Source organism: Streptomyces sp. NBC_00620 (assembly GCF_026341825.1).
Taxonomy (GTDB): domain Bacteria; phylum Actinomycetota; class Actinomycetes; order Streptomycetales; family Streptomycetaceae; genus Streptomyces.
Window position 1 is genome coordinate 2,370,723 of the sequence record NZ_JAPENY010000003.1, and the last position, 23,690, is coordinate 2,394,412.

Sequence of the window (23,690 nt, forward strand, 5' to 3'; positions counted from 1 at the left end):
TAATATTCGTACAGCATAATCAGGTGCCTTACAAAAGAGGTCCAGCACGTGAACCATCCCGACCGGCGCACCGGCTATGTGGCCTGGCAGATCGGCCAGATCATGGCGGCCCGGATCGAGCGCACCCTGCGCCCGTTCCAGCTGACCCTCGCCCAGAACAGCGCCCTGATGCAGGCCATCCTCGATCCAGGTGTCTCCAGTGCGACCGCGGCACGCAGGGCGGCGATCACCCCGCAGTCCATGGGAACCGCGGTCAACGGACTGGTCGAGCGGGGGCTGCTCGAGCGCCGGACCGCCCCCGGCGACAGACGCACGCAGCGACTGCACGCCACGGAGGCCGGACAGCGGCTCGCGGCGGAGGCCGGAGAAGCGGTGGGCACCACCCACGCCGAAGCCCTTCAGGTGCTGACGCCGACGGAGCAGGAGTTGGCGCACTCAGTACTGCTGAAGCTGCTGGCGTCGCTGAATCCCTCAGCCCTGGACGACAACACGCCATGAGGGGTCTGCGGACCTGAGGACAAGGGCAGCCTCCCGTACCGCCCCGTACGGCGGCCCGAGGCGGTACGGCAACATCCTGGCCGTACCGCCTCGAAGCCTTCAGGTCATGGCACCGAACGGCCCGGATCGCACTCCCGGCCCGGTGCGCGACCGGCTAGCCCAGAGTCGGGTAGTCGGTGTAACCGCGCTCGTCGCCGCCGTAGAAGGTCGCGGGGTCGGGCTTGGCGAACGGGCCGCCCTGCTGGAGCCGCTGCGGCAGGTCCGGGTTGGCGATGAAGAGCGCGCCGAACGCCACCGCGTCAGTGATGCCGTCCTCGACCAGGCTCAGCGCGTCCAGGCCGGTGGGGTTCAGGTGGGTGAAGGGGTTCAGGATGAACGCACCCTGCCACTGCTTGCGCAGCTGGAGGGTCAGGCCGCGTACTACGGCGACGGCTTCTTCGTGAACAACCTCTTCGGGCCCATGAACCACTTCACCGAGCTGATCAACCTCTACCGCGAGCGCTACGCCCACTACGGCCACGGCACCCAGGCGCAGGCCATAGTCGGAGCGGGCGGCCATGTCTTCGTGCGCAAGAACTCCCAGGACGCGGTGCGCGAGTACCGCCCCTACTTCGACAACTCCCCTGTCTACGGCGGCGGCCCGTCGATGGAGCAGTACATGGCGCAGACCTCTCTCACCGTCGGCAGCCCGCAGGAGGTCATCGACAAGACGCTGTCCTTCCGCGAGCACCTCGGCGACTACCAGCGCCAGTTGTTCAACATCGACATGGCAGGGCTGCCGCTGAAGACCGTCCTGGAACAGCTCGACCTGCTCGGCGAGGAGGTCCTCCCCACGCTGCGCAAGGAGTTCGCCTCCGTACGGCCCAGCGATGTCGCGGAGGCCCCCACCCACGCGTCCCTGCTCGCCGCGCGCTCCGAGGAGGTGGCGAAGTGAACGGAGACACGGTTCAGCCACTGCGCCTCGCGGTCGTGTCGGCCGGCCTGAGCGTGCCCTCGTCAACCCGCCTGCTGGCCGACCGCCTCACCGAGGCCACTCGCGGGCAACTGGCCGACGCGGGGCGGGACGTCGAGGTCCAGATCGTCGAACTGCGCGACCTGGCAGCCGACATCGCCAACAACCTGGTCACCGGCTTCCCCTCGGCTCCCCTGGCGCAGGCCATCGAGGCGGTCACCTCGGCGGACGGTCTGATCGCCGTGACGCCGGTCTTCTCGGCCTCGTACAGCGGACTCTTCAAGTCGTTCTTCGACGTCATCGACAACGACGCCCTCACGGGCAAGCCCGTCCTGGCCGCGGCCACCGGCGGCACGGCCCGCCACTCGCTCGCCCTCGATCACGCACTGCGTCCGCTCCTCGCCTACCTGCGCGCGGTCGTCGTACCCACAGCCGTGTACGCGGCCTCCGAGGACTGGGGCGGCAACGGCGACCCCCTCACCGACACCCTCCCCCGCCGGATCGACCGCGCGGCCGGCGAACTGGCCGGCCTGCTGCGCCACCAGGCAGGCCCTGCCGCCCGAACGCCCGACGACACCGCCGTCGTACCGTTCGCACAGCAACTGGCCGCACTGCGACCCGTCTGACGCCGTCGGCCCCGGCCCATGGCACGGTGGCGATCCGTGACCTCAATGCCCCTACACACAAAGGGAGTTGAGTGGTTCCGGGGTGGAGTGCGGGGGCTTGCGGGACCGGTGCGGACGTCCCATGCTGGCCGCAACGCCTAGGCAGGGGGGCCTTGATATGCGGTACGGGCGCGGGATACGAGCTGCCGTCTTATTGGGCGTGCTGGTGTCCGCCGGCGGCTGCTCGGACGGCGGCGACGGAGCAGGTGGATCGTCGGCGCCGCCCGCCGTGTCGACCCCGGCCGCGACCGGGATCGAGACCGAGACCGGGGCCCCGTCGAGCAGTCCGCCCGAGTCGCCGTACAGCGACAGCGACACCGTGCTGATGGCCAAGGGCGACTGCTACGGATGGGTGACGGACAACGCGCCGGGTCGGGCCGAGGAGATGGCCTGCGACGACTCCGACGCCGTCGGCAAGGTCATCAAGCGCGCCAAGGAGAAGACGACCCAGGACACCTACATCGACTGCCCCGACCCCACGGACGACGTGCTGGGCATCAGCGACGCGAGCGGACCGGAACTCGCCGGCTCACGCGACTACGCCCAGTACGTGACCGGTGTGGGTTACGCCTGCGTACGCAACCTCAAGGCCCCGCACCCCGGCGACGCGGGCGGAGGCGGTATGGAGATCCGCGTCGGTGACTGCCTTTGGACCGAGGGCCCGGTCGACCAGTACGAGGAAGTCCCCTGCGAAGGGGAGAAGTTGCCCGACCTCAAGATCGTCGGCGACCTGGACCTGTACGGCAACTGCCCACGTGCGGACGACATTCAGGTGTCGGAGGAATCATTCCTGGACATCGCCGGGCTGGGCGGTCCGACCTACTGCGCAAGGCGTCCCACAGACCTGTGAACAGGTGCGACGAAGATTGCCAGTTGGCATCGGGCGATGTTCGTGACCTGCGCTGATGCCAACTGGCTTCAGCGGCCGGAAGCACAGAATCAGAGAGATAGTTGGCACTTTGGTACAGCGCAGGTCACGGCACCTGTGCAGGCCACGCCTCCGACATCGTTGTCGAAAGCGTGGCCTGCACGCGGCGCGGTGCTACGGGATGCAGCAAGCCCCGAGGGGGCATCGGACGCCGGGGAGCGTGGCCGGCCTACGGCGTGTAGCGGGCGTCACTGCCGTACAGCTCCCTGGTGAACGCGGAGACATCAGCGCTGCGATTGGCGCCGTCGAGGTTGTACGTCAGATAGACGCCGTACCCCTCACTGACCGTGCGGCGGGCGAGGCTGGCGGCCGTGCTCTGCGAGGTCCCGCCGATCTGGACGGCCGCCGGCGACAGCTTCGACTTGGGCAGTGCGATGCCGGGGACCTGCCAGGTGCCGTAGTACGGGTTCCAGGCGTAGTCGAACTTGGACGTGATGTCGACGCCGCCGTAGGACAGGCGCGACGCGGAGGGTCCGATGTTGTAGAGGCTGATGATCTTGCCCGGCATGTTGGCGCGCAGTGCCGACACCAGGTACACGAACGAGCTGGCGTTGGGCTGGCCGGTGCCGTTGTTGCCGTACTCGGCGTACTCGTCGTCGAAGTCGATGCCGTCGAGGCCGTACTTGGCCACGGTGTCCGACAGTTGTTTCGCGAACGTCGAAGCCGCTTGCTGGGACGGGAAGTTGGCGAAGCCCGCGCCCTGGTGGTTGCCGAGCACCGAGAGGACGACCTTGATGCCCTTCTGCTGCAACGGCCGTATCTGCGTGGCGGCGTTGTCGAGGACGCGTTGCACGTTCTCGTTGAAGTACAGGGTCGCGGCCTTCGTGCTCGTGTTGTAGTTGATGTTCGCGGCGAAGATCACGGCGACGTCGAAGACGTTGCCGCCGCCGTTGCTGAGGGTGTACTTGCCGACGTTCAGCATGCTGTTGTTGTTCACCTCGACGTACGCCACCGAGGTCGGTCCTTGTTTCGCGGCAGCGGGTGCCGCTGCCGCGCCGGTCGTGGCGGTCGCGCCGAAGGCGAGGGCCATGACGGCCGAGAGCGCGAGCGCGGCCGTCCGTACTCTGCTCCGTATCGGAGTGAACATCGTCGATCGGTCTCCCATCGCATGGAGCGGCGCCCGACCTGTTCGCGAGCACCGAGTGAGCCCCCCGATCTTTCCGTTCCCGTGACCGAATCCCCAGAACCATGCGAGAACTCTTCACGACTCCCAAGTACGTCGCGTCGCAACTCTGAATCCGGGCAAGGGAGTTACTGGAACGCTACGCCGGCGCGGACGAACCAGGCATGCACGCCGCGGATCCGCAGCACTGGAGCAAGTGGTCAGCGGCGGGGTAGCACGCCCAGGAGGGTCGCGGTCAGGGCCAGCTTCAAGGAGTCCTTCAGCTCCAAGTGGAAGCGGGCCAGGTCGGGTTCGGCCCGGTAGGCCGCCTGCAGGCTGGGCGGGGGTGTGCTGTACGCCGACAGCGCGCCGGCCATGACCACGGTTTGCAGGCTGAACAGTGTCGCGTTCTCGCCCAGCTCCGGCAGGTACTTCTGGATCAGGGCGCTCATGGTTGTCAGGCGGTCAAGGGAGGCGCGCTTGTAGCGTGCTACGACCTCGACGGAGACGTTGTGTTCCAGGACGCTGCCCTGTGCGCCGAAGAGGTCGCACAGCACCACTCGGCCGGAGAGTGAGCGGCTGAGGACCTCGGCCACCGCTGCCGCCCGCTCGGCCATGGGCAGATCTTCGTCGACGCCGGCGGCCAGCTCGCCCGCCAGTTCCGTCAGCCACTCCTGCAGGAAGCGGTCCAGCAGTTCCAGCAGCACCGCCTCGCGGGACTCGAAGTAGCGCAGCACGTTCGGCTTCGCCAGGCCTACCCGGCGGCTGAGCTCGTTCAGGGTGACCGCGGCCACAGGCATCTCGTCGAGCATCGCCGACGCCCCGTCGAGGATCGCCCGTCGGCGGATCTCCCGCTGCTCTTCGGTTCGCGCCCGCTGGAAAGTCACGATCACCAGCCTAACTTACGTACCTGCGGTACGTTGACAACGTACCGAAAGTACTTTAACGTCGCCAACACAAGATACCTTCGGTACGTTAGACAGTCGGGAGCCTGACATGAACGAGAAGTGGACGACGGCGAATATTCCGGACCAGCGCGGGCGGGTGGCCGTGGTGACCGGAGCCAACACCGGACTGGGGTACGAGACCGCCAAGGCGCTCGCCGAGCGCGGGGCGTCCGTGGTGCTCGCCGTGCGCAACGTCGAGAAGGGCGAGCAGGCCGCGGCCCGCATGACCGGCGACGTGACCGTGCAGGCGCTGGACCTGACCTCGCTCGACTCCGTCCGGACCGCGGCGGCGGCGCTGCGATCCCGGCTCGACCGGATCGACCTGCTGATCAACAACGCCGGCGTGATGTACACCCCGAAGCAGACCACCCGAGACGGCTTCGAGATGCAGTTCGGCACCAACCACCTCGGCCACTTCGCGCTCACCGGGCTGCTGCTGGACCTGATGCTGCCGGTGCCCGGCTCGCGCGTGGTGACGGTCAGCAGCACCGGCCACCGCATCCGGGCCGCGATCCACTTCGACGACCTGCAGTGGGAGCGGTCGTACAGCCGGGTCGCCGCCTATGGTCAGTCCAAGCTGGCCAACCTGATGTTCACGTACGAGCTGCAGCGCCGGCTCGCCACGCACGGCACCACCGTCGCGTTGGCCGCGCACCCCGGCATCTCCAGCACCGAGCTCGCCCGCAACACCCCCGCGGCCCTCCGGCTTCCGCTCACCTGGCTCGCGCCGCTGATCACCCAAACGCCGGCCATGGGCGCGCTGCCGACCCTGCGCGCCGCCACCGACCCCGCCGCGCTCGGCGGCCAGTACTACGGCCCCGGCGGACGCAACGAGATCAAGGGCCACCCCCGGCTGGTCACCTCCAGCCCGCAGTCGTACGAGGCAGCCCTCCAGCAGCGACTGTGGGCCGCCTCCGAAGACCTCACCGGGGTGAAGTTCCCCGTCGTTCAGTCCAAGCAGAACTCGGCTCCCTCCGGATCGGCCACCACGATGTAGCTTGCACCGGCGGGAGGCGCTGGCTCGTCGCGGCGCGGGCCGGGTGCGGCGCGTACGTCCAGGCGCAGGCGGTTGTTGGCAGTCCTGCCCTCGGATACCTGCTGAAAGAAGATCCCAGGACGTACGCCCTCGGGGCCGCCCGAGCAGCCTGCATTGAGGTGATACGCCGTCACCTCTGAGAAGCAGCAGCGATCTTGGTGCCGACTATCCCTCTTTGGTGCCAACTGAAAATCCTGGTCACAACAGGCGAGCCCGCCCGCACTACAGCCCCGCGATCGCGTTCCACCGCTTCGCGAACTCCGTACGTTCCGTGGACTTGATGTCGCGGGCGATCGCGAGCCGCTTGCGCATCGCGGTGTCCGGGAAGATCAGCGGGTCCTCGGCGAGGGCGGCGGTGTCCTCGTCCTTGGAAGAGGCGAGGATGTCCTGGGCGGCGGGGACGGGGCAGACGTAGTTGACCCAGGCGGCCAGTTCGGCGGCCACCTCCGGCTGGTAGTAGTAGTCGACGAGCTTCTCCGCGTTGGCCTTGTGGCGGGCCAGGTTGGGGATCATCAGAGACTCGGCCCAGAGTTCGGCGCCCTCTTCGGGGACGACGAACTGGATGTCGGGGTCGTCGGCCTGGAGCTGGATCACGTCGCCGGAGTACGCCTGACAGGCCAGGACGTCACCGCTGGAGAGGTCCTTGATGTAGTCGTTGCCGGTGAAGCGGCGGATCTGGCCGCTGTGCACGTACTTCTCGACCTGGTCGCAGACCTCGTGAAAGTCGTCCGCCGTCCACTTGGTGATGTCGACGCCGTTGCCCTGCATCAGCAGCGCGAACGCCTCGTCCAGGCCGGAGAGCAGCGTGACCCGCCCCTTGAGGTCGTCCGCCCACAGGTCGGAGACGTGGCTGATCTCGCGGCCGACCTTGCGGCGGTTGTACGCGATGCCGGTGATCCCCGACTGCCACGGCACGCTGGACTTGCGCCCGGGGTCGAAGGCGGGCGAACGCAGCAGCGGGTCAAGGTACTTGGTGACGTTCGGCTGCTTGGCCCGGTCCATCTCCTGGACCCAGCCGAGGCGGACGAACCGCGCGCACATCCAGTCACTGATGACGATCAGGTCGCGGCCGGTCTGCTGGTGGTTCATCAGCGACGGGCTGATCTTGCCGAAGAACTCGTCGTTGTCGTTGATCTCCTCGATGTAGTCGACCGAGATCCCGGTGCTCTTCTCGAAGGCGTCCAGCGTGGGCCGCTTCGTGGTGTCCTCGTCGTCGGTGTCGATGTAGAGCGGCCAGTTCGCCCAGGTCAGCCGCTTGTCGCTGGCAGAGAGATCGGCACCGGCCCGGTCACCCGGAGACACGTACGCGGCGGGCACCCCGCACCCCGCCAGGGCGCCCAGCGCCGCCCCACCGCCCACGGCACGCAACAGGGACCGGCGGGACAAGGACGAGGTCTTCCGATTCGCTGGCACCCGAGCAGCATGCCGCCGCCGGCACGACCGGGACAATGGACGCTGCGTCGAGCACTCGCGCACCGACCCGACACCCTGTCGATCACTTCGTACGGTGTTGCACAGCCGACGCGGCTGCGTCACTCGGCCCGCACGCCTCCGCTGCGTCACTCAGCCCCTTCGGCGTTCCACAGCCACCTCGGCAAGGCCCGAGGACCCGCTGGTAGCGGGCGGTGGCCAAGCGGACACACTCGGCGGAAACCCGACCCGCACGCTCAGCCCTCCCTCGGCGCGCGGCCACGCCTCGACCGTGCCACCGTGCGCGGTGGCGACCGCCTCGACGATGGACAGGCCGAGGCCCAGGCCGTCGCGCTTGCGCACACGCTCGGCGCCGAGGCGGCGGAACGGCTGGAAGAGCCAGGCCACTTGGTCCGGCGGGATCACCGGACCACTGTTGGCGATCCGCAGGACGGGTCGCCCGCCGTCCATCCCGGTCCAGAGGCGGACCCAACTCTCCTCGCCCTCCGGGTGGTTGTGCCGTACGGCGTTGTCGGCGAGGTTGACCACGAGGCGCTCGATCAGCTGCGGATCCCCGAGCACGGGCGCGGGGGCGAGCTCGGCCACCACTCGCGGCCCGCCCTCCGGCACCCGTGCCCGGACGATCACCGCCAGATCCACGAACTCCCGCCGCTGGAGCCCCCGTTGACTGCGCGCGAGCGTCAGTAGCGCGTCGATCAGCCGCTCCTGTTCCTGCCCCGCGGCCCGCACCCGCAGACACGCGGCACGCAGGCTCTCCACGGACGCGTCCGGATCGGCGAGCGCGACATCCACGATCGCCTGCTGAAGGGTGAGCGGAGTGCGCAGCTCGTGCGAGGCATTGGCGACGAACTGCTTCTGCGCCTCGAACGCGCCCTCCACACGGCCCAGTACGGCGTCGAAGGTGTCGGCCATGGCTTTCAGCTCGTCGTCGGGGCCGGGCGCGGCGAGCCGCTCGTGCAGGTTGTCGGCCGAGATGCGGCGGGCGGCGGTCGTCATCGTACGGAGCGGCGCGAGCACCCGACCGGCCATCAGCCATCCCAGGGCCACGGAGACCACGGTCATCACCCCGAGCGCGACCCCCGACTCGACGAGGAACTGGTGCAGTTGCTCGGCACGCAACAGCGAGAGGCGCTCCGCGACGTACGCGGCGACCTTCGGCGGGCCGGCGGGGCCCGCGGGCTCACCGACCTCGTCCAGCGACGGCTGTCCGGACGCGCTCCCGGCGAGCGACGGCTCGGTGGTGGCCACGAGTACGTAGGTGAAGGCCAGCAGGGCCGCGCCGGCCACCGCGAACAGCGCGCTGTAGAGCAGGGTGAGCCGCCACCGGATGCTGCGCGGCCCGCGCAGGCCACCGGAGAACACGGAACGCACCCGGCCGGGAATCCCGCCGACAGTCGCTCGCACTCGGTCGGGAATCCCGCCGGCAGTCACCTTCATCGGATCCGGTACCCCGCCCGCTCGACCGTCTCGATGACCCCCGGCTCCCCCAGCTTCCGCCGCAGCCGGCTCACCGTGACCTTCACGGTCTGGCTGAACGGATCGGCCGCCTCGTCCCAGGCCCGCTCCAGGAGTTCCTCCGTCGAGACGACGGCTCCCTGGGCGCTCAGCAGCATCTCCAGCACGGCGAACTCCTTCGGACTGAGCGCGAGTCCCGTGCCGCCGCGAGTCGCCTGCCGCCGCGCCGGGTCGAGCCGCAGTTCGCCGCGGATCAGGACCGGCGGCAGCGCGGGCTGCGCACGGCGCGCCAATGCCCGTATGCGCGCCACGAGTTCGGTGAACGCGAACGGCTTGGGAAGGTAGTCGTCGGCCCCGAGGCCGAGGCCCGCCACCCGGTCGGCGACCGTTCCTGCCGCCGTCAGCATCAGCACCCGCGCCCGACTGCCCTCCTCCGCCAGCGTCCTGCACACCTGGTCGCCGTGGATGCCGGGCAGGTCGCGGTCGAGTACGACGACGTCGTAGCCGTTGACCTGGGCGCGCTCCAGCGCCGTAGGACCGTCGAACGCGAGGTCGACCGCCATCCCCTCGCGGCGCAGGCCCCCGGCGACGGTCTCGGCGAGTTCTTCGTGGTCCTCGACCACCAGCACACGCATGCGGTCAGTGTGGCCGTCGGCCGGTTACAGGGCGATAAGCCCGGCCGTTCCCGTGCCGTAACCGCCGCTGCGGTGAGCTGAGTTCAGACCGCATCAGCCGTCCACCGGAAGGACCGACACCTCCATGCGCACCCTGCTGCCCATCCGGCACCGATACGCCTTCGTCGCCTGCGCCCTGCTGTCCGCCGCCGCACTCGGCACCGTCACCGCGTCGGCGGCCACGGCGACCGGCCCCCATCAGACACAGACCACCCCCGGGCACCCGAAGCACGTCAAGCCCGGCACCGCTCCCGAGGGAGTCGGCCTCGGCGTGGCCTACACACCGACCGGGAACGCACCCGACGACGTCAACGACGCCAACCCGAAGTTCGCCGCGTGCATGAAGGAACAGGGACAGAAGTACTTCCCGGACTTCCACGCGTCCAAGGACGAGCGGGGCAAAGTCCGCCTGAACGTGAGGATGCTCGCCGGCAAGGGCTTCGACCCGACCTCGGACGCCTACGAGGACGCCCTCAAGGCCTGCGCACCGATCCTGAAGAAGGCCGGCCTGTCCTTCACCGACGCACCGGCCCTGCCGCCGCTGCCCGGGAAGCCGGGCAAGGTCGAGGGCGGCGCCCCGTCCCTGCGCACGGAACCCGAGAGCCTCACCGGCGCACAGACCACCTGACCATCGCGGAGGGGGAAAACCGCGGCCCCGGACGGATCAACTCCCGTCCGGGGCCGCGTGTTTCATGCCGTACGAACGCCGTACGGGTTACGCCGTACGAACGCCCAACGGGCTACGCGTCCAGCGACGTCATCACGTGCTTGATACGCGTGTAGTCGTCGAACCCGTACGCCGAAAGGTCCTTGCCGTAGCCGGACTTCTTGAAGCCGCCGTGCGGCATCTCGGCGACCAGCGGGATGTGGGTGTTGATCCACACGCAGCCGAAGTCGAGGGACTTCGACAGGCGCATCGCGCGCGAGTGGTCCTTGGTCCACACCGAGGAGGCGAGGGCGTAGTCCACGCCGTTGGCCCACTCGATGGCCTGCGCCTCGTCCGTGAAGGACTGGACGGTGATGACCGGGCCGAAGACCTCGTTCTGGATAATCTCGTCGTCCTGCTTCAGGCCCGACACGACGGTCGGCGCGTAGAAGTAGCCGATCTCGCCGACCCGGTGGCCGCCCGCCTCGACCTTGGCGTGGGCGGGGAGCCGCTCGATGAACCCGGAGACCTGCTTGAGCTGGTTCGGGTTGTTCAGCGGGCCGTACAGCACGTCCTCGTCGTCCGGCTGCCCGGTCTTCGTGTCGGCGGCTGCCTTGGCGAGCGCGGCCACGAACTCGTCGTGGATGCCCTCCTGGACGAGCACGCGGGTGGCGGCCGTACAGTCCTGGCCCGCGTTGAAGAAGCCCGCCACCGAGATGTCCTCGACGGCCTTGGCGATGTCGGTGTCCTCGAAGACGACGACCGGCGCCTTGCCGCCCAGCTCCAGGTGGACCCGCTTGACATCCTTGGACGCCGATTCGGCGACCGAGATACCGGCCCGCACGGAACCGGTGATGGAGGCCATCGCCGGAGTCGGGTGCTCCACCATCGCGCGGCCGGTGTCACGGTCCCCGCAGATGACGTTGAAGACGCCCTTGGGGACGATGGAGCCGATGATCTCGGCGATCAGGACGGTGGAGGCGGGCGTCGTGTCCGACGGCTTCAGGACGACCGTGTTGCCGGCCGCGAGCGCGGGGGCGAACTTCCACACCGCCATCATCATCGGGTAGTTCCACGGCGCGACCTGCGCGCAGACACCGATGGGCTCACGGCGCACGATGGAGGTCAGACCCTCCATGTACTCGCCGGCGCTGCGCCCCTCCAGCATGCGGGCGGCGCCCGCGAAGAAGCGGATCTGGTCGACCATCGGCGGGATTTCCTCGGACCGGGTCAGCCCGATCGGCTTGCCGGTGTTCTCCACCTCGGCCGCGATCAGCTCCTCGGCCCGCTCCTCGAACGCGTCCGCGATCTTGAGGAGCGCCCGCTGACGCTCGGAGGGGGTCTGGTCGCGCCAGGCCGGGAAGGCCGCGGCGGCGGCCGCCATCGCGGCGTCCACGTCCGCCTGACCGGACAGCGGCGCCGTCGCGTACGCCTCACCGGTCACGGGGTTGACGACCTCGGTGGTCCGCCCGTCGGCGGCGTCCCGGAACTCACCATCGATGTAGTTGCGCAGACGACGCAGCTCGGTGCTCACTGCCGGCCCTCCAAGTTCAGATGTTCATCGGCTTCAGGTGTCCATTCGCTGAGACACCCACACTAATCCGTGCACCCACGTTTTCAACACCCCTGACGCCGCCAGAACTGCGAAATCCGCAAGACACGTACCCGTAAACAACGAATTTCATCGCAGCGGCCTTGCGGAACTGTCGAGACGTCGTGCACAGTGAAGCCGTGGCCAGTCGAAGCGCAGACCCCAGGGACTCCCGCGAGTCCAGGAACGGCAGTCCCTCGTTGGACACCGTCTCCCTCGCCATCATCGAGCAGCTCCAGCAGGACGGACGCCGCCCGTACGCCGCTATCGGCAAGGCCGTCGGCCTCTCCGAGGCGGCCGTGCGCCAGCGCGTTCAGAAGCTCCTCGACCAGGGCGTGATGCAGATCGTCGCCGTCACGGACCCGCTCACCGTGGGTTTCCGCAGGCAGGCGATGGTGGGCATCAACGTGGAGGGTGATCTGGAGCCTGTGGCCGACGCCCTGACCGCGATGCCGGAAGTCGAGTACGTGGTGATGACCGCGGGCTCGTTCGACCTCCTCGTAGAAGTCGTCTGCGAGGACGACGACCACCTGCTGGAAGTCATCAACAAACGCATCCGGGCCCTACCCGGCGTGCGCTCCACCGAGAGCTTCGTTTACCTGAAGCTCAAGAAACAGACCTACATGTGGGGAACCCGATAGCCGTGAGCACCAAGGACCTCAGCAAGACCGCGTACGACCACCTGTGGATGCACTTCACCCGCATGTCCTCGTACGAGAACGCGCCCGTTCCCACCATCGTGCGTGGTGAGGGCACCTACATCTACGACGACAAGGGCAAGCGCTACCTCGACGGTCTCGCGGGCCTGTTCGTGGTCCAGGCGGGCCACGGCCGCACGGAACTCGCGGAGACGGCGTTCAAGCAGGCGCAGCAGCTGGCCTTCTTCCCGATCTGGTCCTACGCCCACCCCAAGGCCGTCGAGCTCGCCGAGCGCCTCGCGCACTACGCGCCCGGTGACCTGAACAAGGTGTTCTTCTCCACGGGCGGCGGCGAGGCCGTCGAGACCGCGTGGAAGCTGGCGAAGCAGTACCACAAGCTCACCGGCAACCACACGAAGTACAAGGTCATCTCGCGCGCGGTCGCCTACCACGGCACCCCGCAGGGCGCCCTGTCCATCACCGGTCTGCCGGCCCTGAAGGCCCCCTTCGAGCCGCTCGTCCCGGGCGCGCACAAGGTGCCGAACACCAACATCTACCGCGCCTCGATCCACGGCGACGACCCGGTCGCCTTCGGCCGCTGGGCCGCCGACCAGATCGAGCAGGAGATCCTCTTCGAGGGCCCGGAGACCGTCGCTGCGGTCTTCCTGGAGCCGGTGCAGAACGCGGGCGGCTGCTTCCCGCCGCCCCCCGGCTACTTCCAGCGCGTGCGCGAGATCTGCGACAAGTACGACGTGCTGCTCGTCTCGGACGAGGTCATCTGCGCCTTCGGCCGCCTCGGCACGATGTTCGCCTGTGACAAGTTCGACTACATCCCGGACATCATCACCTGCGCCAAGGGCATGACCTCGGGCTACTCCCCGATCGGTGCCACCATCGTCTCGGACCGCATCGCCGAGCCGTTCTACAAGGGTGACAACACCTTCCTGCACGGCTACACCTTCGGCGGCCACCCGGTCTCCGCGGCCGTGGCACTCACCAACCTCGACATCTTCGAGCGCGAGGGCCTCAACCAGCACGTGCTGGACAACGAGGCGAACTTCCTGCAGACCCTGCAGAAGCTGCACGACCTGCCGATCGTCGGCGACGTCCGCGGCAACGGCTTCTTCTACGGCATCGAGCTCGTGAAGGACAAGGCCACCAAGGAGACCTTCACGGACGAGGAGTCGGAGCGCGTGCTCTACGGCTTCGTCTCCAAGAAGCTCTTCGAGTACGGCCTCTACTGCCGCGCCGACGACCGCGGTGACCCGGTCATCCAGCTGTCGCCGCCGCTGATCTCCGACCAGTCGACCTTCGACGAGATCGAGGGGATCATCCGTCAGGTGCTGACGGAGGCGTGGACCAAGCTGTAAACGCCGCACAACTGATCAGCTGATCAACTTCGGCCCCGGTGCCGTCCGTTCGAGTGAGAAACGGCGGCCCGGGGCCGTGTGCTGTCCGGCCTCCCGCCGCCGAATACCTAGCGTGCCCAGTGACCGATCGGCCCTGCCTTCGTTCCCCCGTCCGGGGGACTTGGCAGCGCAAATCAGATCTGAACCGAGGTGTACGCGATGGTGGCCCCGCCGGACAACGACGTGCTCTGGGCACGCGCCCTGCACGTCAAGCACAACGGCTCGCCCGCGCTCAGCGGTGTCTCGCTCGGCGTCCGGGAGGGCGAGATCCTCGCCGTCGGCGGCCCGCGCGGCAGCGGCAAGACGACCTTGCTGCGGTGCCTGTCGGGCCAGCTGCTGCCGGAACAGGGCGAGGTCTGGTTCAACAGCACCCCCGTGCACACCATGGGCCCGCTCACCCGCGAACGACTGCGCCGCGACCGCTTCGGCTGGATCGACCCGGCGCCGGTCCTCGTCCCCGAGCTGAACGCCTGGGAGAACGCCGCGCTGCCCCTGATGCTCCGCGGCTGCGGGCGCCGGGCCGCCAAGACCGCCGCCCTGGAGTGGCTGGAACGCCTCGACATCGGCGGCTGCGCCCGCAAGCGCCCGCACGCCCTGCTCCAGGCCGAGCGCCAGCGCGTCGCCGTCGCCCGGGCGCTCGTCCCCTCGCCCACCGTGCTCTTCGCCGACGAGCCGACCGCCCCGCTGCACCGCGCCGACCGCGCCCATGTGCTGCGTACGCTCACGACGGCGGCCCGCTCGCACGGCATCACGGTGGTCCTGGCCACGCACGACGCGGACACTGCGGCGCTCGCCGACCGCACGGTCTCGCTGCTCGACGGACGGCGCGTGAACACCGTCCATCTGCCCCCGGTCACCGAGACGGAAGGCCGGGCCGCGTGCTCGCTCTCCGTCTAGCCCGCGGGGCCCACCCCCTCGTCCAGCTGCGCCGGCTCCTGGTCACCGCCGCGTCGGCGGGCACCGGCTTCCTGCTGCTGTGCACCCTGGGGTACGCGATGGCGCATCCGGACGCCTCGGCCGCCTCGGTGCTCCGCCTGACCTGGTGCGTCGCTCCGGTGGCCGCCACGGTGTACTTCGCGGTCGCGGTCGCCCGCACCGACCCCGGCACCCGGCCGCGCCCGGGCCTCGCGGCGATCGGACTCGGCCCGGGCCGCCTGATGGCCATCTCGGCGGTCACCACGGCCCTGTCCACCACCCTCGGCTCCATGCTCGCCCTGCTCTTCTTCCTCCACCTGCGCGGCGACCTGACGGGGATGCCCTTCGACGGCGCGGCGGCGGAGTTCCTCGCCGCGGACCGGCCCCTCCCGCTGCCGGCCGCGCTGACCCTGCTGACACTGGTGCCGCTGGCGGCTTCGGTGGCGAGCGCGGTGGTACTGCGTCCGCAGGGTGCGACGGCGGGCCGCGGGATCGCGTGGCTCGCCGCGCGCGCCGGCGCGGTGGGCAGCGCCCCGGCACGCGGCGCCAGGCGCACGCCCCGGCACGCGGATGGCGCCCGCGCGACGCTCCGCGCGCCGGGCGCGACCGGCGCGCACGACAGCTCCAGCGCGGAGGAAGGCGCGGGGGCGTACGAACGCCACGCGAGCGGAGGCGCGTACGACAGCTCCCGCGCCCCCGGCACCGGAGGCGACTACGACACTCCTCTCGCCCCCGGGACCGTCGCGGCCGCGTTCGAAGACGCCGCCGCCAACGGCGACTTGAGCCCGTACGACGGAGACGGCCCGCACGCACCCGAGGTGCCCCACGGCTCCGGTCAATCCGCTCACCTGGGTCACCAGAGCGCCGCGACCCACGACCTGTCCCTCCCCGAACTCCCTCCCGTCCCGCAGACCGCCCCCGGCGGCCTCCCCTGGGGCGCCGCAGTGCTCGCGGCGGGCCTCGCCGTGGAGACGTACGCAAGCCGTTCGGGCCCCGCCCCCGGTCTCGCGCTGCCTGGCGGTTTCGCGGGCGGCCCCGTCGGGGTGATGGTCGGCTGGGCGATGACCGCGGTCGGCCTGGCGCTGGCCGGGCCGGCGATCACGTACGCCTGCGGGCGGCTGCTCCAGGCCGTACGGCCGGGCGCGCTGCGGCTGCTCGCCGGGCGTGTGCTGCAGGCGGAGGCGCGGCGCATCGGGCAGCCGCTCGGCGTGGTGTGCGCGGTGGCGTCGGGCGGGTACGCCATGGCGACGCTGTACACGGGCGCGCGCCCCGACTTCGGACCGTTGACCACCCTCGGCGTGCTGGTGGTCGCGGGGTGCACCGTCCTGACCCTGGCGACGGCCGCCGTCGAGGCCAGACAGGCGCGCGCGGACACCACGGCGGCACTGCTGCGGATGGGGGCGCCCGCCACCATGCTCCGGAGCGCCGCAGCCCTGCGCGTCGGCGCGCTGCTCGCCGCGTTCGGCCCGTTGACCTGGGCGGTCACCGAACTCGCCGCGCTCCCCCTGGTCCACTGAACCTCCGCGGGCCGGTCCACCGACCGCCCGCGGAGAAAAACTTCGCGCCGAGCGATGAGTTCCGCGCGGACCCCCGGTCTATCCCTGCGAACGACACCGCAGCGCCGTACCGCACCGATGGGAGACCTGGACATGTACCAGCAGATGATCTTCGTGAACCTCGCCGTGAACGACGTCGACACCTCGAAGAAGTTCTTCACGGAGATCGGCTACACGATCAACCCGCAGTTCTCGACCGACGACTGCGCCTGCGTGGTGATCAGCGACACGATCGTCGCGATGATGCTGAGCAAGCAGCGCTACGCCGACTTCACGAAGAAGCAGATCGCGGACTCCACCAAGACCAGCGAGGTACTGCTGTGTCTGAGCGCCGAGAGCCGCGAGAAGGTCGACGAGCTCGTCGACGGCGCGATCGCGGCGGGCGGCTCGGCCTCGGGCGAGACCCAGGACCACGGCTTCATGTACGGCCGCGCCTTCGACGACCCGGACGGCCACACCTGGGAGGTCATGTGGATGGACCCGGCGGCGGTCCAGGGCTGAACCTCGTCACGTCGTACCAGGTCCGGCACGCAGCACGGGGGTCTGCGTGCCCGGCGACGGGGCGATGCCTAACATGGCGGCGTGCAGCCGACCCCCTTCCACGCTTCCCACGACCGTGAGATCGAGTCCCTCGCCGAGTTCGACGAGATCGTCTCGAAGCACGGTTCGCTCGCCCAGTTCCGTGTCCAGGCAATCGATCTGACGGACCGTACGACGGAGCTGCTGTCCTTGGACACCGCGGGCGCCGTCTTCCTCGGCTGCGCGATGGACCCCGACGCGGCGGCGAAGGTGCGCGCCGCGGGCGCACTGGTCTTCCCGCCCGTCCCGGGGCTGCCCTTCGACCCGTACCGGGGCCTGCTCCACTCCCCCGACGAGCTCTTCGAGAGGCTCGACGCGGGCTACGAGGAGACGCCGGACGCCCGCGCGTACGCCTGGTTCCAGCAGACCAAGGCCGACGGCGACATATTCGCGTCGATGCTGCGCTCGATCCACGACGACTCGGTCTCGGACGCGCTCGACGAACTCCTCGTCGGCGCGCGGGTGGTGGGCGTGATGGGCGGCCACGCGATGGCGCGCGGCACCCAGGCGTACGAGGGGGCGGCGCGCCTCGGCCGTGAGCTGGCGCGCGCCGGTTTCACGGTCGCCACCGGCGGCGGCCCCGGCGCCATGGAGGCGGCGAACCTGGGCGCGTACGCGGCCCCCTTCGACGACGGGATGCTCGCCGAGGCCCTCGAACTCCTCGCGCGGGCACCGTCGTTCACCCCCTCGATCACCGACTGGGCGCGCGCCGCCTTCGACGTACGCGAGCGCTGGCCCTCCGGTGGCCCCTCGGTCGGCATCCCCACCTGGTTCTACGGCCATGAGCCGCCGAACGCCTTCGCCGCGCACATCGCCAAGTACTTCGCCAACGCGACCCGCGAGGACGGCCTGCTGGCCCGCTCGAACGCGGGCGTAGTCTTCCTGCCGGGCGCCGCCGGGACTGTACAGGAGATCTTCGACAACGCGACCCCGAACTACTACGAGTCCCGTGGCGAACCGACCCCCATGGTGCTCGTGAACCGCGCCCACTGGACCGAAAAACACCCCACCTGGCCCCTCCTCCAGTCGCTCGCCCGCGAGCGCGCGATGGAGTCCCGAATCGCCCTTGTTGACCGTATCGAGGAGGCTCCGGACGCCCTCAAACGTCTCGGCGGTTAACGACAAGGTAAAGGCAACGCCTTGGCAGGGCATATGCATTGACAGCACTTAGCTGGCGCTTATAAACCAGTGAGGCTACTGGGGGCGAAGTTGTCGCAGCAGAACAACAGAACGCCCCTCTAACCCCCCGCAGTTGCGCATCCCGTGAAGGGCAATCGTGTCCATATCTCGCCGTACCGCACGTTCTGTGCGAATCCTCGGTGTTGCTTCAGCGACGGCCGCGCTCGCGCTCGGTGTCGCCGGCAACGCAATGGCCTGCAACATTAAGGACTTCTCCGCCGTCGCCGAGTGCGACGACAACGGGAAGGGCATCATCACCGTCACCGACGTGGACCCCTCGGGCGTCAAGGCCACCGTGTCGGTCTACCTCGAGTCGAACGGCGCCGACGCGAAGCTCGTCGGCGAGGAGACGGTGGTCGGCACCCGCGAGGGCGCCACCGTCTCGTTCTCGGAGGACTGGCTCCCCAAGGCCGAGTACCGCGTCCACATCAAGGCCGCGAACAACTCTGTCGACGAGGACATCGAGCCGAACCTGGTCGCGCCGGCCGAGGCCTGCACGACCACGGAGACTCCTCCGGCCTCGGAGACCCCGGAGCCGTCGGACACGCCTTCCCCGTCCGACGAGCCCTCGGACTCGGCGACCCCGTCGCCCGCCGAGAGCACCACCCCCGCGACGACGGGCAGCAACGCCCCGTCCCCCGCGGCCGGTGAGTCCAACCTCGCCGAGACCGGTGCGAACTCCAACACCCCGGTGATCGCCGGCGTCGCCGGTGCGTTCGTCCTGGTCGGCGGCGGAGCGGTGTTCTTCGGTATGCGCCGCCGTGGCGCCACGAAGGCCTGATCCGTACACCGTACGAACGTGTGGCCCGTCCCCTCTCGGAGGGGGCGGGCCACACGCGTGCCGGGCGGGTGAGCGGCTACTCGAACGTCGCCCGCTCCAGCCAGAATTCCAGCAGCTCCCGGTCCCCCAGCACCTCCAACCGCCCGCCGTCCAGCGGCAGTCGACGGTAGAAGCCCAGCAGTACGTCGGTCAGCGGGCCCCGCAGCGCAACGGTCGCCTTCTCGTGACCCCGGCGCCAGACGAAGCCCTTCTCGGTGAGCTCGACGACCCACTCGGCGTTCAGTTCGGGGGCGGTGTCGGTGGCGTGGAGGTGAATGCTGCGACCGGAGCCGCGCAACTCCGCCGCCGCGTCGTGCGGCTCCGTCCGCTGCACGTACTCCACGATCCCCAGCCATTCGTCGATCGCGTCGGCGGCCACATCCGGGTCGACCTCGTACGGCAGCCCGGCGGTCAGCGTCGCGTCGGCGCGGTGGATCGCCAGCTCGTGCGTCATCCGGCGCGCCCAGAAGCCGGAGTCGTGGACCCCGGCCCACGCCCATACACGCGTGTCGGGCCCCGCCTCCCGCAGCGTGCGGACGAGCATCTCGCCGGTCTCCGCGAGCCAGGCGTCCAGGGCGGCGGGATCACCCTCGGCCTCCGGGCCCCCGGCCAAAGGCACAGCCCCCTCTGGGACGTTCTCCTGCGCCCTCGTACGGACCAGGAGCTCGGCCCAGCGCAATGCACCGCCCGTGTGCCGTACGAGCTGCTCCAGCGACCACTCAGGGCAGGTCGGCACGGTCGCGGACAGCACGACACCGTCCGAGGTCACCACGTCCCTCAACTGCCGCACCTGCGTCTCGATCGCATCGCAGTAGCGGTCATGCCCGAGCGGTCCGAGTAGCGTCATGAGCCGCACCCTATGCGGCGGGTGGCTCCTCGAGTACGGCAATTTCGGCGGCGCCGGGACGTCAGCCCAGGACGACGATCTCAGCCGCGTCGAACTCGACCCCGACCCGGTCACCGGGCTCCGGCGCGTCCCTGAGCGTGCACGCCGCTTCGAGCCGGGGCGCGTCCTCCGGTTGCAGATGTACGGCGACATGGGTGCCCCGGAAGGTGCGTGCGGCGACGGTGCAGCGCAGCCCCTCCGCCACGTCCACCAGCCGTACGCCCGCAGGCCGAACGAGCAGCGTGCGCGGCCCCTGTGGGGTGTCCGCCGGCACCGGGACCTTCCCCCACGGAGTGTCGGCGAGCTCCCCGCTCACCCTCGCGTCCACCACGTTGTCGAAGCCGAGGAAGCGCGCCACGAACTCGTCAGCGGGGTGCTGCCACACCTCAAGTGGCGTACCGGACTGGGCGATTCGTCCGTCACGCATCACCACGACCCGGTCGGCCAGCGCGAAGGCCTCACCCTGGTCGTGCGTGACGGCGAGCACGGTCGTACCCAACTCACCGAAAAGCTCCCGGAGTTCGACGACGAGACGTTCACGCAGCGAGCGGTCGAGCTGGCCGAGCGGTTCGTCGAGCATCAGCAGTCGGGGGCGCGGAGCTAGGGCACGGGCCAGCGCGACCCGCTGCTGCTCACCACCGGAGAGCGCGGCGACGGCCCGGTGTCCGGCGCCCGGCAACCCGACGAGCTCCAGCAACTCCCGTACCCGTACCGCCTGTTCGCCCTTGCTCGACCCATGCATCCGCAGCCCGAAGGCGACGTTGCCGCCCACGTCCCGCTGCGGGAAGAGCTGGTGGTCCTGGAACATCAGGCCGACGCCCCTCTTGTGTGCGGGCACCCCCGCCTGGTCACGGCCGTCGAGGAGCACCCGGCCTGCGTCGAGCGCCTGGAGCCCGGCCACCGCCCTCAGCAGCGTCGACTTGCCGCTGCCGCTCGGCCCCAGCACACACACGATCTCGTGCTCGGCGACCGCGAGGTCGACGGCGTCGAGCACCGCCCGCCCGCCGAAGCGCACGGTCGCGGTCTCAAGGCTCAGCAGCATCTAGAACTCCCCGGTCCGGTCGGTCCGTACCCGCTCCAACAGCAGCAGCGACACCGCGCACACCACCATCAAGATCGTCGAAAGGGCCATCGCCTGGCCGTAGTTGAGGTCACCCGCACGCCCGAGCAGCCGGGCCACGGCCACCGGCAGCGTCGGGTTGTCGGGCCGCGCGATGAAGACGGTCGCCCCGAACTCGCCAAGGGACACCGCGAAGGCGAACCCGGCCGCCACCAGCAGCGCCCGCCGCACCATCGGGAGATCGACCTCGCGCCACACCCGCCACGGCGACGCCCCGAGCACCGCCGCGGCCTCCCGCAGCCGCCCGTCCACCGCCCGCAGCACGGGCAGCATCGTCCGTACGACGAAGGGGACACCGACCAGCGCCTGCGCGAGCGGCACCAGGATCCAACTGCTCCTGAGATTCAGCGGCGGCTCGTCGAGCGCGATCAGGAACCCGAACCCGACGGTCACCGCCGACACACCCAGCGGCAGCATCAGCAGCGCGTCGAAGCCGCGCACCAGCCGGCCCGCACGCCGGGTGAGGGCGGCGGCCGCCAGACCGCCGATGAGTACGGCGATGGCGGTGGCGGCGAGCGCGTACTGCAGCGAGTTGCCGATCGCCTCGATCGGCGCGACGAGGAAGATGCCGCTGTCGTCGGAGGTCAGTGCCCTGTAGTACCCGAAGTCGGGCGCGTCCAGGGACCGTTGGACCAGCACGCCGAGCGGCAGCACGAGCAGCACGGCGATGCTCGCGAGCACACCGGCGAGCAGCGCCCACTGCCCGGCCCCGCGCGGCCTGCGTGCCGTCACCTCCGGGGACACCAGACGCAGAGCGGTCTCCCGGCGCCGTACCGTCCGGGCGTGCACGGCGAGGATCGCGCCCACCGCCACGAACTGGATGATCGTCAGCACCGCCGCCGTGGAGAGGTCGAAGATCTCCGAGGTCTGCCGGTAGATCTCGACTTCGAGCGTCGAGAAGGTGGGCCCGCCGAGGATCTGCACGACACCGAAGGAGGTGAAGGTGAAGAGGAAGACCATCAGCGCGGCGGCGGCCACGGCCGGGCTCAGGGCCGGCAGCGTCACCTTGCGCCAGGCCGCGAACCGGGAGGCGCCGAGCATCCGGGCGGCCTCCTCCTGACGCGGGTCGAGCTGCGACCACAGCCCGCCGACGGTGCGGACGACGACCGCGTAGTTGAAGAAGACATGCGCGAGCAGGATCGCCCAGACCGTCGTGTCCAGTCGTACGCCCCACAACTCGTCCAGAAGCCCGCCCCGGCCGACCAGCGCAAGGAACGCCGTACCGACGACGACCGTCGGCAGCACGAACGGCACGGTCACCACCGCCCGCAGGACCTGCTTGCCCCTGAAATCGAAGCGCGCGAAGACATACGCGCCGGGGAGCGCGATCAGCAGCGTGAGCGCCGTCGACGCGAGCGCCTGCCAGGTGGTGAACCACAGGACGTGCCGGATGTCGGACTGCGCGAGCACATCCCAGATCCGCCCGAACTGCCAGACCCCGTCGACCTTGAGACCCCGGGCCACGATCGCCGCCACGGGGTAGGCGAAGAAGACGCCGAAGAACGCGACGGGCAGGGCCATGAGCCCGAACCGCGCCGCGTCTCCCCGACGGGACTTCTTACGCGCCCGGGGCGTTACTTCAGTACGAGCGAGGTCCACGACTTGACCCACTGGTCACGGTTGTCGGCGATCTTGGCGGGGGCCATGGTCTCGGGGTCCTTGGCCTGCGGACCGAACTCCGTGAACTCGGCCGGCACCTTCGCGCCCTCCACCACCGGGTACACGAACATGTTCAGCGGCATATCGTCCTGGAACTGCTTCGTGATCAGGAAGTCGATGAGCGCCTCGCCGCCCTTGGTGTTCTTCGCGTTGCTCAGCAGCCCCGCGTACTCGACCTGACGGAAGCAGGTGCCGGTCGCGACGCCGGTCGGCGCGGTCGTCGGCTTCGGGTCGGCGTAGATGACCTCGGCGGGCGGCGAGGAGGCGTACGAGACGACGAGCGGCCGGTCCGCCTTGGCCTTCTTGCCCCCGGCCGAGCCGGAGAACTCCTCGTTGTACGCCTGCTCCCAGCCGTCGACGACCTTGACGCCGTTGGCCTTGAGCTTCGTCCAGTAGTCCTGCCAGCCGTCGTCTCCGTACTTCGCGGCAGTCCCGAGCAGGAAGCCGAGACCGGGCGAGGACGTGGAGGCGTTCTCGGTGACGAGGAGGTTCTTGTACTCGGGCTTGATCAGATCGTCGAAGGACTGCGGCGGCGTCAGCTTGTGCTCGCTGAAGTAGGCCTTGTCGTAGTTGACGCAGATGTCGCCCGTGTCGATGGGCGTGACCCGGTGCTTGTCCTCGTCGACCCGGTACTCCGGGAGGATCAGGTCCGAGCCCTTGGCCTCGTACGACTGGAACAGCCCGTTGTCGAGCGCGCGGGACAGCAGGGTGTTGTCGACGCCGAAGAAGACGTCGCCCTGCGGATTGTCCTTGGTGAGGATCGCCTTGTTGACGGCCTGCCCGGCGTCGCCGTCCTTGAGGACCTTGACGGTGTACCCGGACTCCTTCTCGAAGGCGCTCAGCACGTCCTTGGAGTAGGTGAAGGAGTCATGACTGACGAGGGTGACGGTCTTGGAGTCAGCGTCACTGCTCCCGCTGCCGGACGAGCCGCACGCGGACAGCGTGACCAGCCCCAGGCCGACAACGACGGCCGTGATCGTCCTCTTCTTGCTCACTGATTTCCT

The 23,690-nt window shown here is 69.6% G+C and carries 22 protein-coding genes and 3 pseudogenes; 13 read left to right on the plus strand and 12 right to left on the minus strand.

The window, feature by feature from the left end:
- Positions 1 to 48: 48 nt before the first annotated feature.
- Complete coding sequence (locus OG246_RS41460) at positions 49 to 498, plus strand: MarR family winged helix-turn-helix transcriptional regulator (protein ID WP_266474557.1); 450 nt, start codon at positions 49 to 51, stop codon at positions 496 to 498.
- A gap of 154 nt (positions 499 to 652) precedes the next feature.
- Here the strand turns inward: OG246_RS41460 and OG246_RS41465 are convergent.
- Positions 653 to 919: pseudogene (locus tag OG246_RS41465) on the minus strand (alkene reductase); the annotation flags it as partial.
- Between OG246_RS41465 and OG246_RS41470 the strand changes: the two are divergent.
- From OG246_RS41470 to OG246_RS41480, 3 genes and pseudogenes are all read left to right on the plus strand, one after another.
- Positions 908 to 1,432, plus strand: a pseudogene (locus OG246_RS41470) (LLM class flavin-dependent oxidoreductase); the annotation flags it as partial. The pseudogenes OG246_RS41465 and OG246_RS41470 overlap by 12 nt on opposite strands.
- On the plus strand, positions 1,429 to 2,076 hold the full coding sequence (locus OG246_RS41475) for an FMN reductase (protein ID WP_266474558.1): 648 nt from the start codon (positions 1,429 to 1,431) through the stop codon (positions 2,074 to 2,076). The pseudogene OG246_RS41470 and the gene OG246_RS41475, both read left to right, overlap by 4 nt.
- A 199-nt stretch (positions 2,077 to 2,275) precedes the next feature.
- Positions 2,276 to 2,965 (plus strand): hypothetical protein, encoded by a 690-nt coding sequence (locus OG246_RS41480; protein WP_266474560.1) that lies wholly within the window; start codon positions 2,276 to 2,278, stop codon positions 2,963 to 2,965.
- A 247-nt stretch (positions 2,966 to 3,212) separates the two neighbouring features.
- Here OG246_RS41480 and OG246_RS41485 read toward each other — a convergent pair whose 3' ends face one another.
- Positions 3,213 to 4,130: an endo-beta-N-acetylglucosaminidase H gene (locus OG246_RS41485; protein ID WP_323178374.1), complete on the minus strand. Its 918-nt coding sequence runs from the start codon at positions 4,128 to 4,130 to the stop codon at positions 3,213 to 3,215.
- A 236-nt stretch (positions 4,131 to 4,366) separates the two neighbouring features.
- Positions 4,367 to 5,032, minus strand: a complete 666-nt coding sequence (locus OG246_RS41490; RefSeq protein ID WP_266474563.1) for a TetR/AcrR family transcriptional regulator — start codon at positions 5,030 to 5,032, stop codon at positions 4,367 to 4,369.
- Between the two features lie 109 nt (positions 5,033 to 5,141).
- On the opposite strand from OG246_RS41490, the gene OG246_RS41495 reads away from it, so the two are divergent.
- Positions 5,142 to 6,089 carry an SDR family NAD(P)-dependent oxidoreductase gene (locus OG246_RS41495; RefSeq protein WP_266474564.1) on the plus strand — a complete coding sequence of 316 codons (948 nt, stop codon included), beginning with the start codon at positions 5,142 to 5,144 and terminating at the stop codon, positions 6,087 to 6,089.
- On the opposite strand, the pseudogene OG246_RS41500 reads toward OG246_RS41495, so the two are convergent.
- The 4 genes and pseudogenes from OG246_RS41500 to OG246_RS41515 all read right to left on the minus strand — a co-directional run.
- A pseudogene (locus tag OG246_RS41500) lies at positions 6,041 to 6,223 on the minus strand (VOC family protein); the annotation flags it as partial. The gene OG246_RS41495 and the pseudogene OG246_RS41500 overlap by 49 nt on opposite strands.
- Before the next feature lie 127 nt (positions 6,224 to 6,350).
- Positions 6,351 to 7,541: a PotD/PotF family extracellular solute-binding protein gene (locus tag OG246_RS41505; protein WP_266474565.1), complete on the minus strand. Its 1,191-nt coding sequence runs from the start codon at positions 7,539 to 7,541 to the stop codon at positions 6,351 to 6,353.
- Positions 7,542 to 7,691: 150 nt separating this feature from the next.
- Entirely contained in the window at positions 7,692 to 8,963 is a 1,272-nt protein-coding gene (locus OG246_RS41510; protein WP_266474566.1) for a cell wall metabolism sensor histidine kinase WalK, read from the minus strand.
- A 29-nt stretch (positions 8,964 to 8,992) separates the two neighbouring features.
- A complete protein-coding gene (locus OG246_RS41515; protein ID WP_266474567.1) occupies positions 8,993 to 9,649 on the minus strand; it encodes a response regulator transcription factor in 657 nt (218 codons plus the stop codon).
- A gap of 124 nt (positions 9,650 to 9,773) precedes the next feature.
- Between OG246_RS41515 and OG246_RS41520 the strand changes: the two genes are divergently transcribed.
- A complete protein-coding gene (locus OG246_RS41520; protein ID WP_266474570.1) occupies positions 9,774 to 10,316 on the plus strand; it encodes a hypothetical protein in 543 nt (180 codons plus the stop codon).
- A 112-nt stretch (positions 10,317 to 10,428) separates the two neighbouring features.
- Here the strand turns inward: OG246_RS41520 and OG246_RS41525 are convergent, their stop codons facing one another.
- Positions 10,429 to 11,868: a gamma-aminobutyraldehyde dehydrogenase gene (locus OG246_RS41525; protein WP_266474571.1), complete on the minus strand. Its 1,440-nt coding sequence runs from the start codon at positions 11,866 to 11,868 to the stop codon at positions 10,429 to 10,431.
- Between the two features lie 182 nt (positions 11,869 to 12,050).
- Between OG246_RS41525 and OG246_RS41530 the strand changes: the two genes are divergently transcribed.
- The 7 genes from OG246_RS41530 to OG246_RS41560 all read left to right on the plus strand — a co-directional run bounded on the left by OG246_RS41530 (position 12,051) and on the right by OG246_RS41560 (position 18,982).
- On the plus strand, positions 12,051 to 12,566 hold the full coding sequence (locus OG246_RS41530) for an Lrp/AsnC family transcriptional regulator (RefSeq protein ID WP_266474572.1): 516 nt from the start codon (positions 12,051 to 12,053) through the stop codon (positions 12,564 to 12,566).
- A complete protein-coding gene (locus OG246_RS41535; protein WP_266474573.1) occupies positions 12,551 to 13,933 on the plus strand; it encodes an aspartate aminotransferase family protein in 1,383 nt (460 codons plus the stop codon). Before OG246_RS41530 ends, OG246_RS41535 begins: the two co-directional genes overlap by 16 nt.
- 198 nt (positions 13,934 to 14,131) lie before the next feature.
- Positions 14,132 to 14,869 carry an ABC transporter ATP-binding protein gene (locus OG246_RS41540; protein ID WP_266474574.1) on the plus strand — a complete coding sequence of 246 codons (738 nt, stop codon included), beginning with the start codon at positions 14,132 to 14,134 and terminating at the stop codon, positions 14,867 to 14,869.
- Entirely contained in the window at positions 14,851 to 16,404 is a 1,554-nt protein-coding gene (locus tag OG246_RS41545; RefSeq protein ID WP_266474575.1) for a hypothetical protein, read from the plus strand. Before OG246_RS41540 ends, OG246_RS41545 begins: the two co-directional genes overlap by 19 nt.
- A 132-nt stretch (positions 16,405 to 16,536) precedes the next feature.
- On the plus strand, positions 16,537 to 16,944 hold the full coding sequence (locus OG246_RS41550; protein ID WP_266474576.1) for a VOC family protein: 408 nt from the start codon (positions 16,537 to 16,539) through the stop codon (positions 16,942 to 16,944).
- An 81-nt stretch (positions 16,945 to 17,025) separates the two neighbouring features.
- On the plus strand, positions 17,026 to 18,141 hold the full coding sequence (locus tag OG246_RS41555) for an LOG family protein (RefSeq protein WP_266474577.1): 1,116 nt from the start codon (positions 17,026 to 17,028) through the stop codon (positions 18,139 to 18,141).
- A gap of 187 nt (positions 18,142 to 18,328) precedes the next feature.
- Positions 18,329 to 18,982, plus strand: coding sequence for an LAETG motif-containing sortase-dependent surface protein (locus OG246_RS41560; RefSeq protein WP_266474578.1), 654 nt, complete (start codon positions 18,329 to 18,331; stop codon positions 18,980 to 18,982).
- 76 nt (positions 18,983 to 19,058) lie between these two features.
- Here the strand turns inward: OG246_RS41560 and OG246_RS41565 are convergent, their stop codons facing one another.
- From OG246_RS41565 to OG246_RS41580, 4 genes are all read right to left on the minus strand, one after another.
- Complete coding sequence (locus OG246_RS41565) at positions 19,059 to 19,868, minus strand: maleylpyruvate isomerase family mycothiol-dependent enzyme (protein ID WP_266474580.1); 810 nt, start codon at positions 19,866 to 19,868, stop codon at positions 19,059 to 19,061.
- A gap of 61 nt (positions 19,869 to 19,929) precedes the next feature.
- Entirely contained in the window at positions 19,930 to 20,949 is a 1,020-nt protein-coding gene (locus OG246_RS41570) for an ABC transporter ATP-binding protein (RefSeq protein ID WP_266474581.1), read from the minus strand.
- On the minus strand, positions 20,950 to 22,626 hold the full coding sequence (locus OG246_RS41575) for an iron ABC transporter permease (protein WP_266474582.1): 1,677 nt from the start codon (positions 22,624 to 22,626) through the stop codon (positions 20,950 to 20,952). It lies immediately after the preceding gene.
- Positions 22,602 to 23,681 (minus strand): thiamine ABC transporter substrate binding subunit, encoded by a 1,080-nt coding sequence (locus tag OG246_RS41580; RefSeq protein WP_266474584.1) that lies wholly within the window; start codon positions 23,679 to 23,681, stop codon positions 22,602 to 22,604. Before OG246_RS41580 ends, OG246_RS41575 begins: the two co-directional genes overlap by 25 nt.
- Between the last annotated feature and the right edge of the window lie 9 nt (positions 23,682 to 23,690).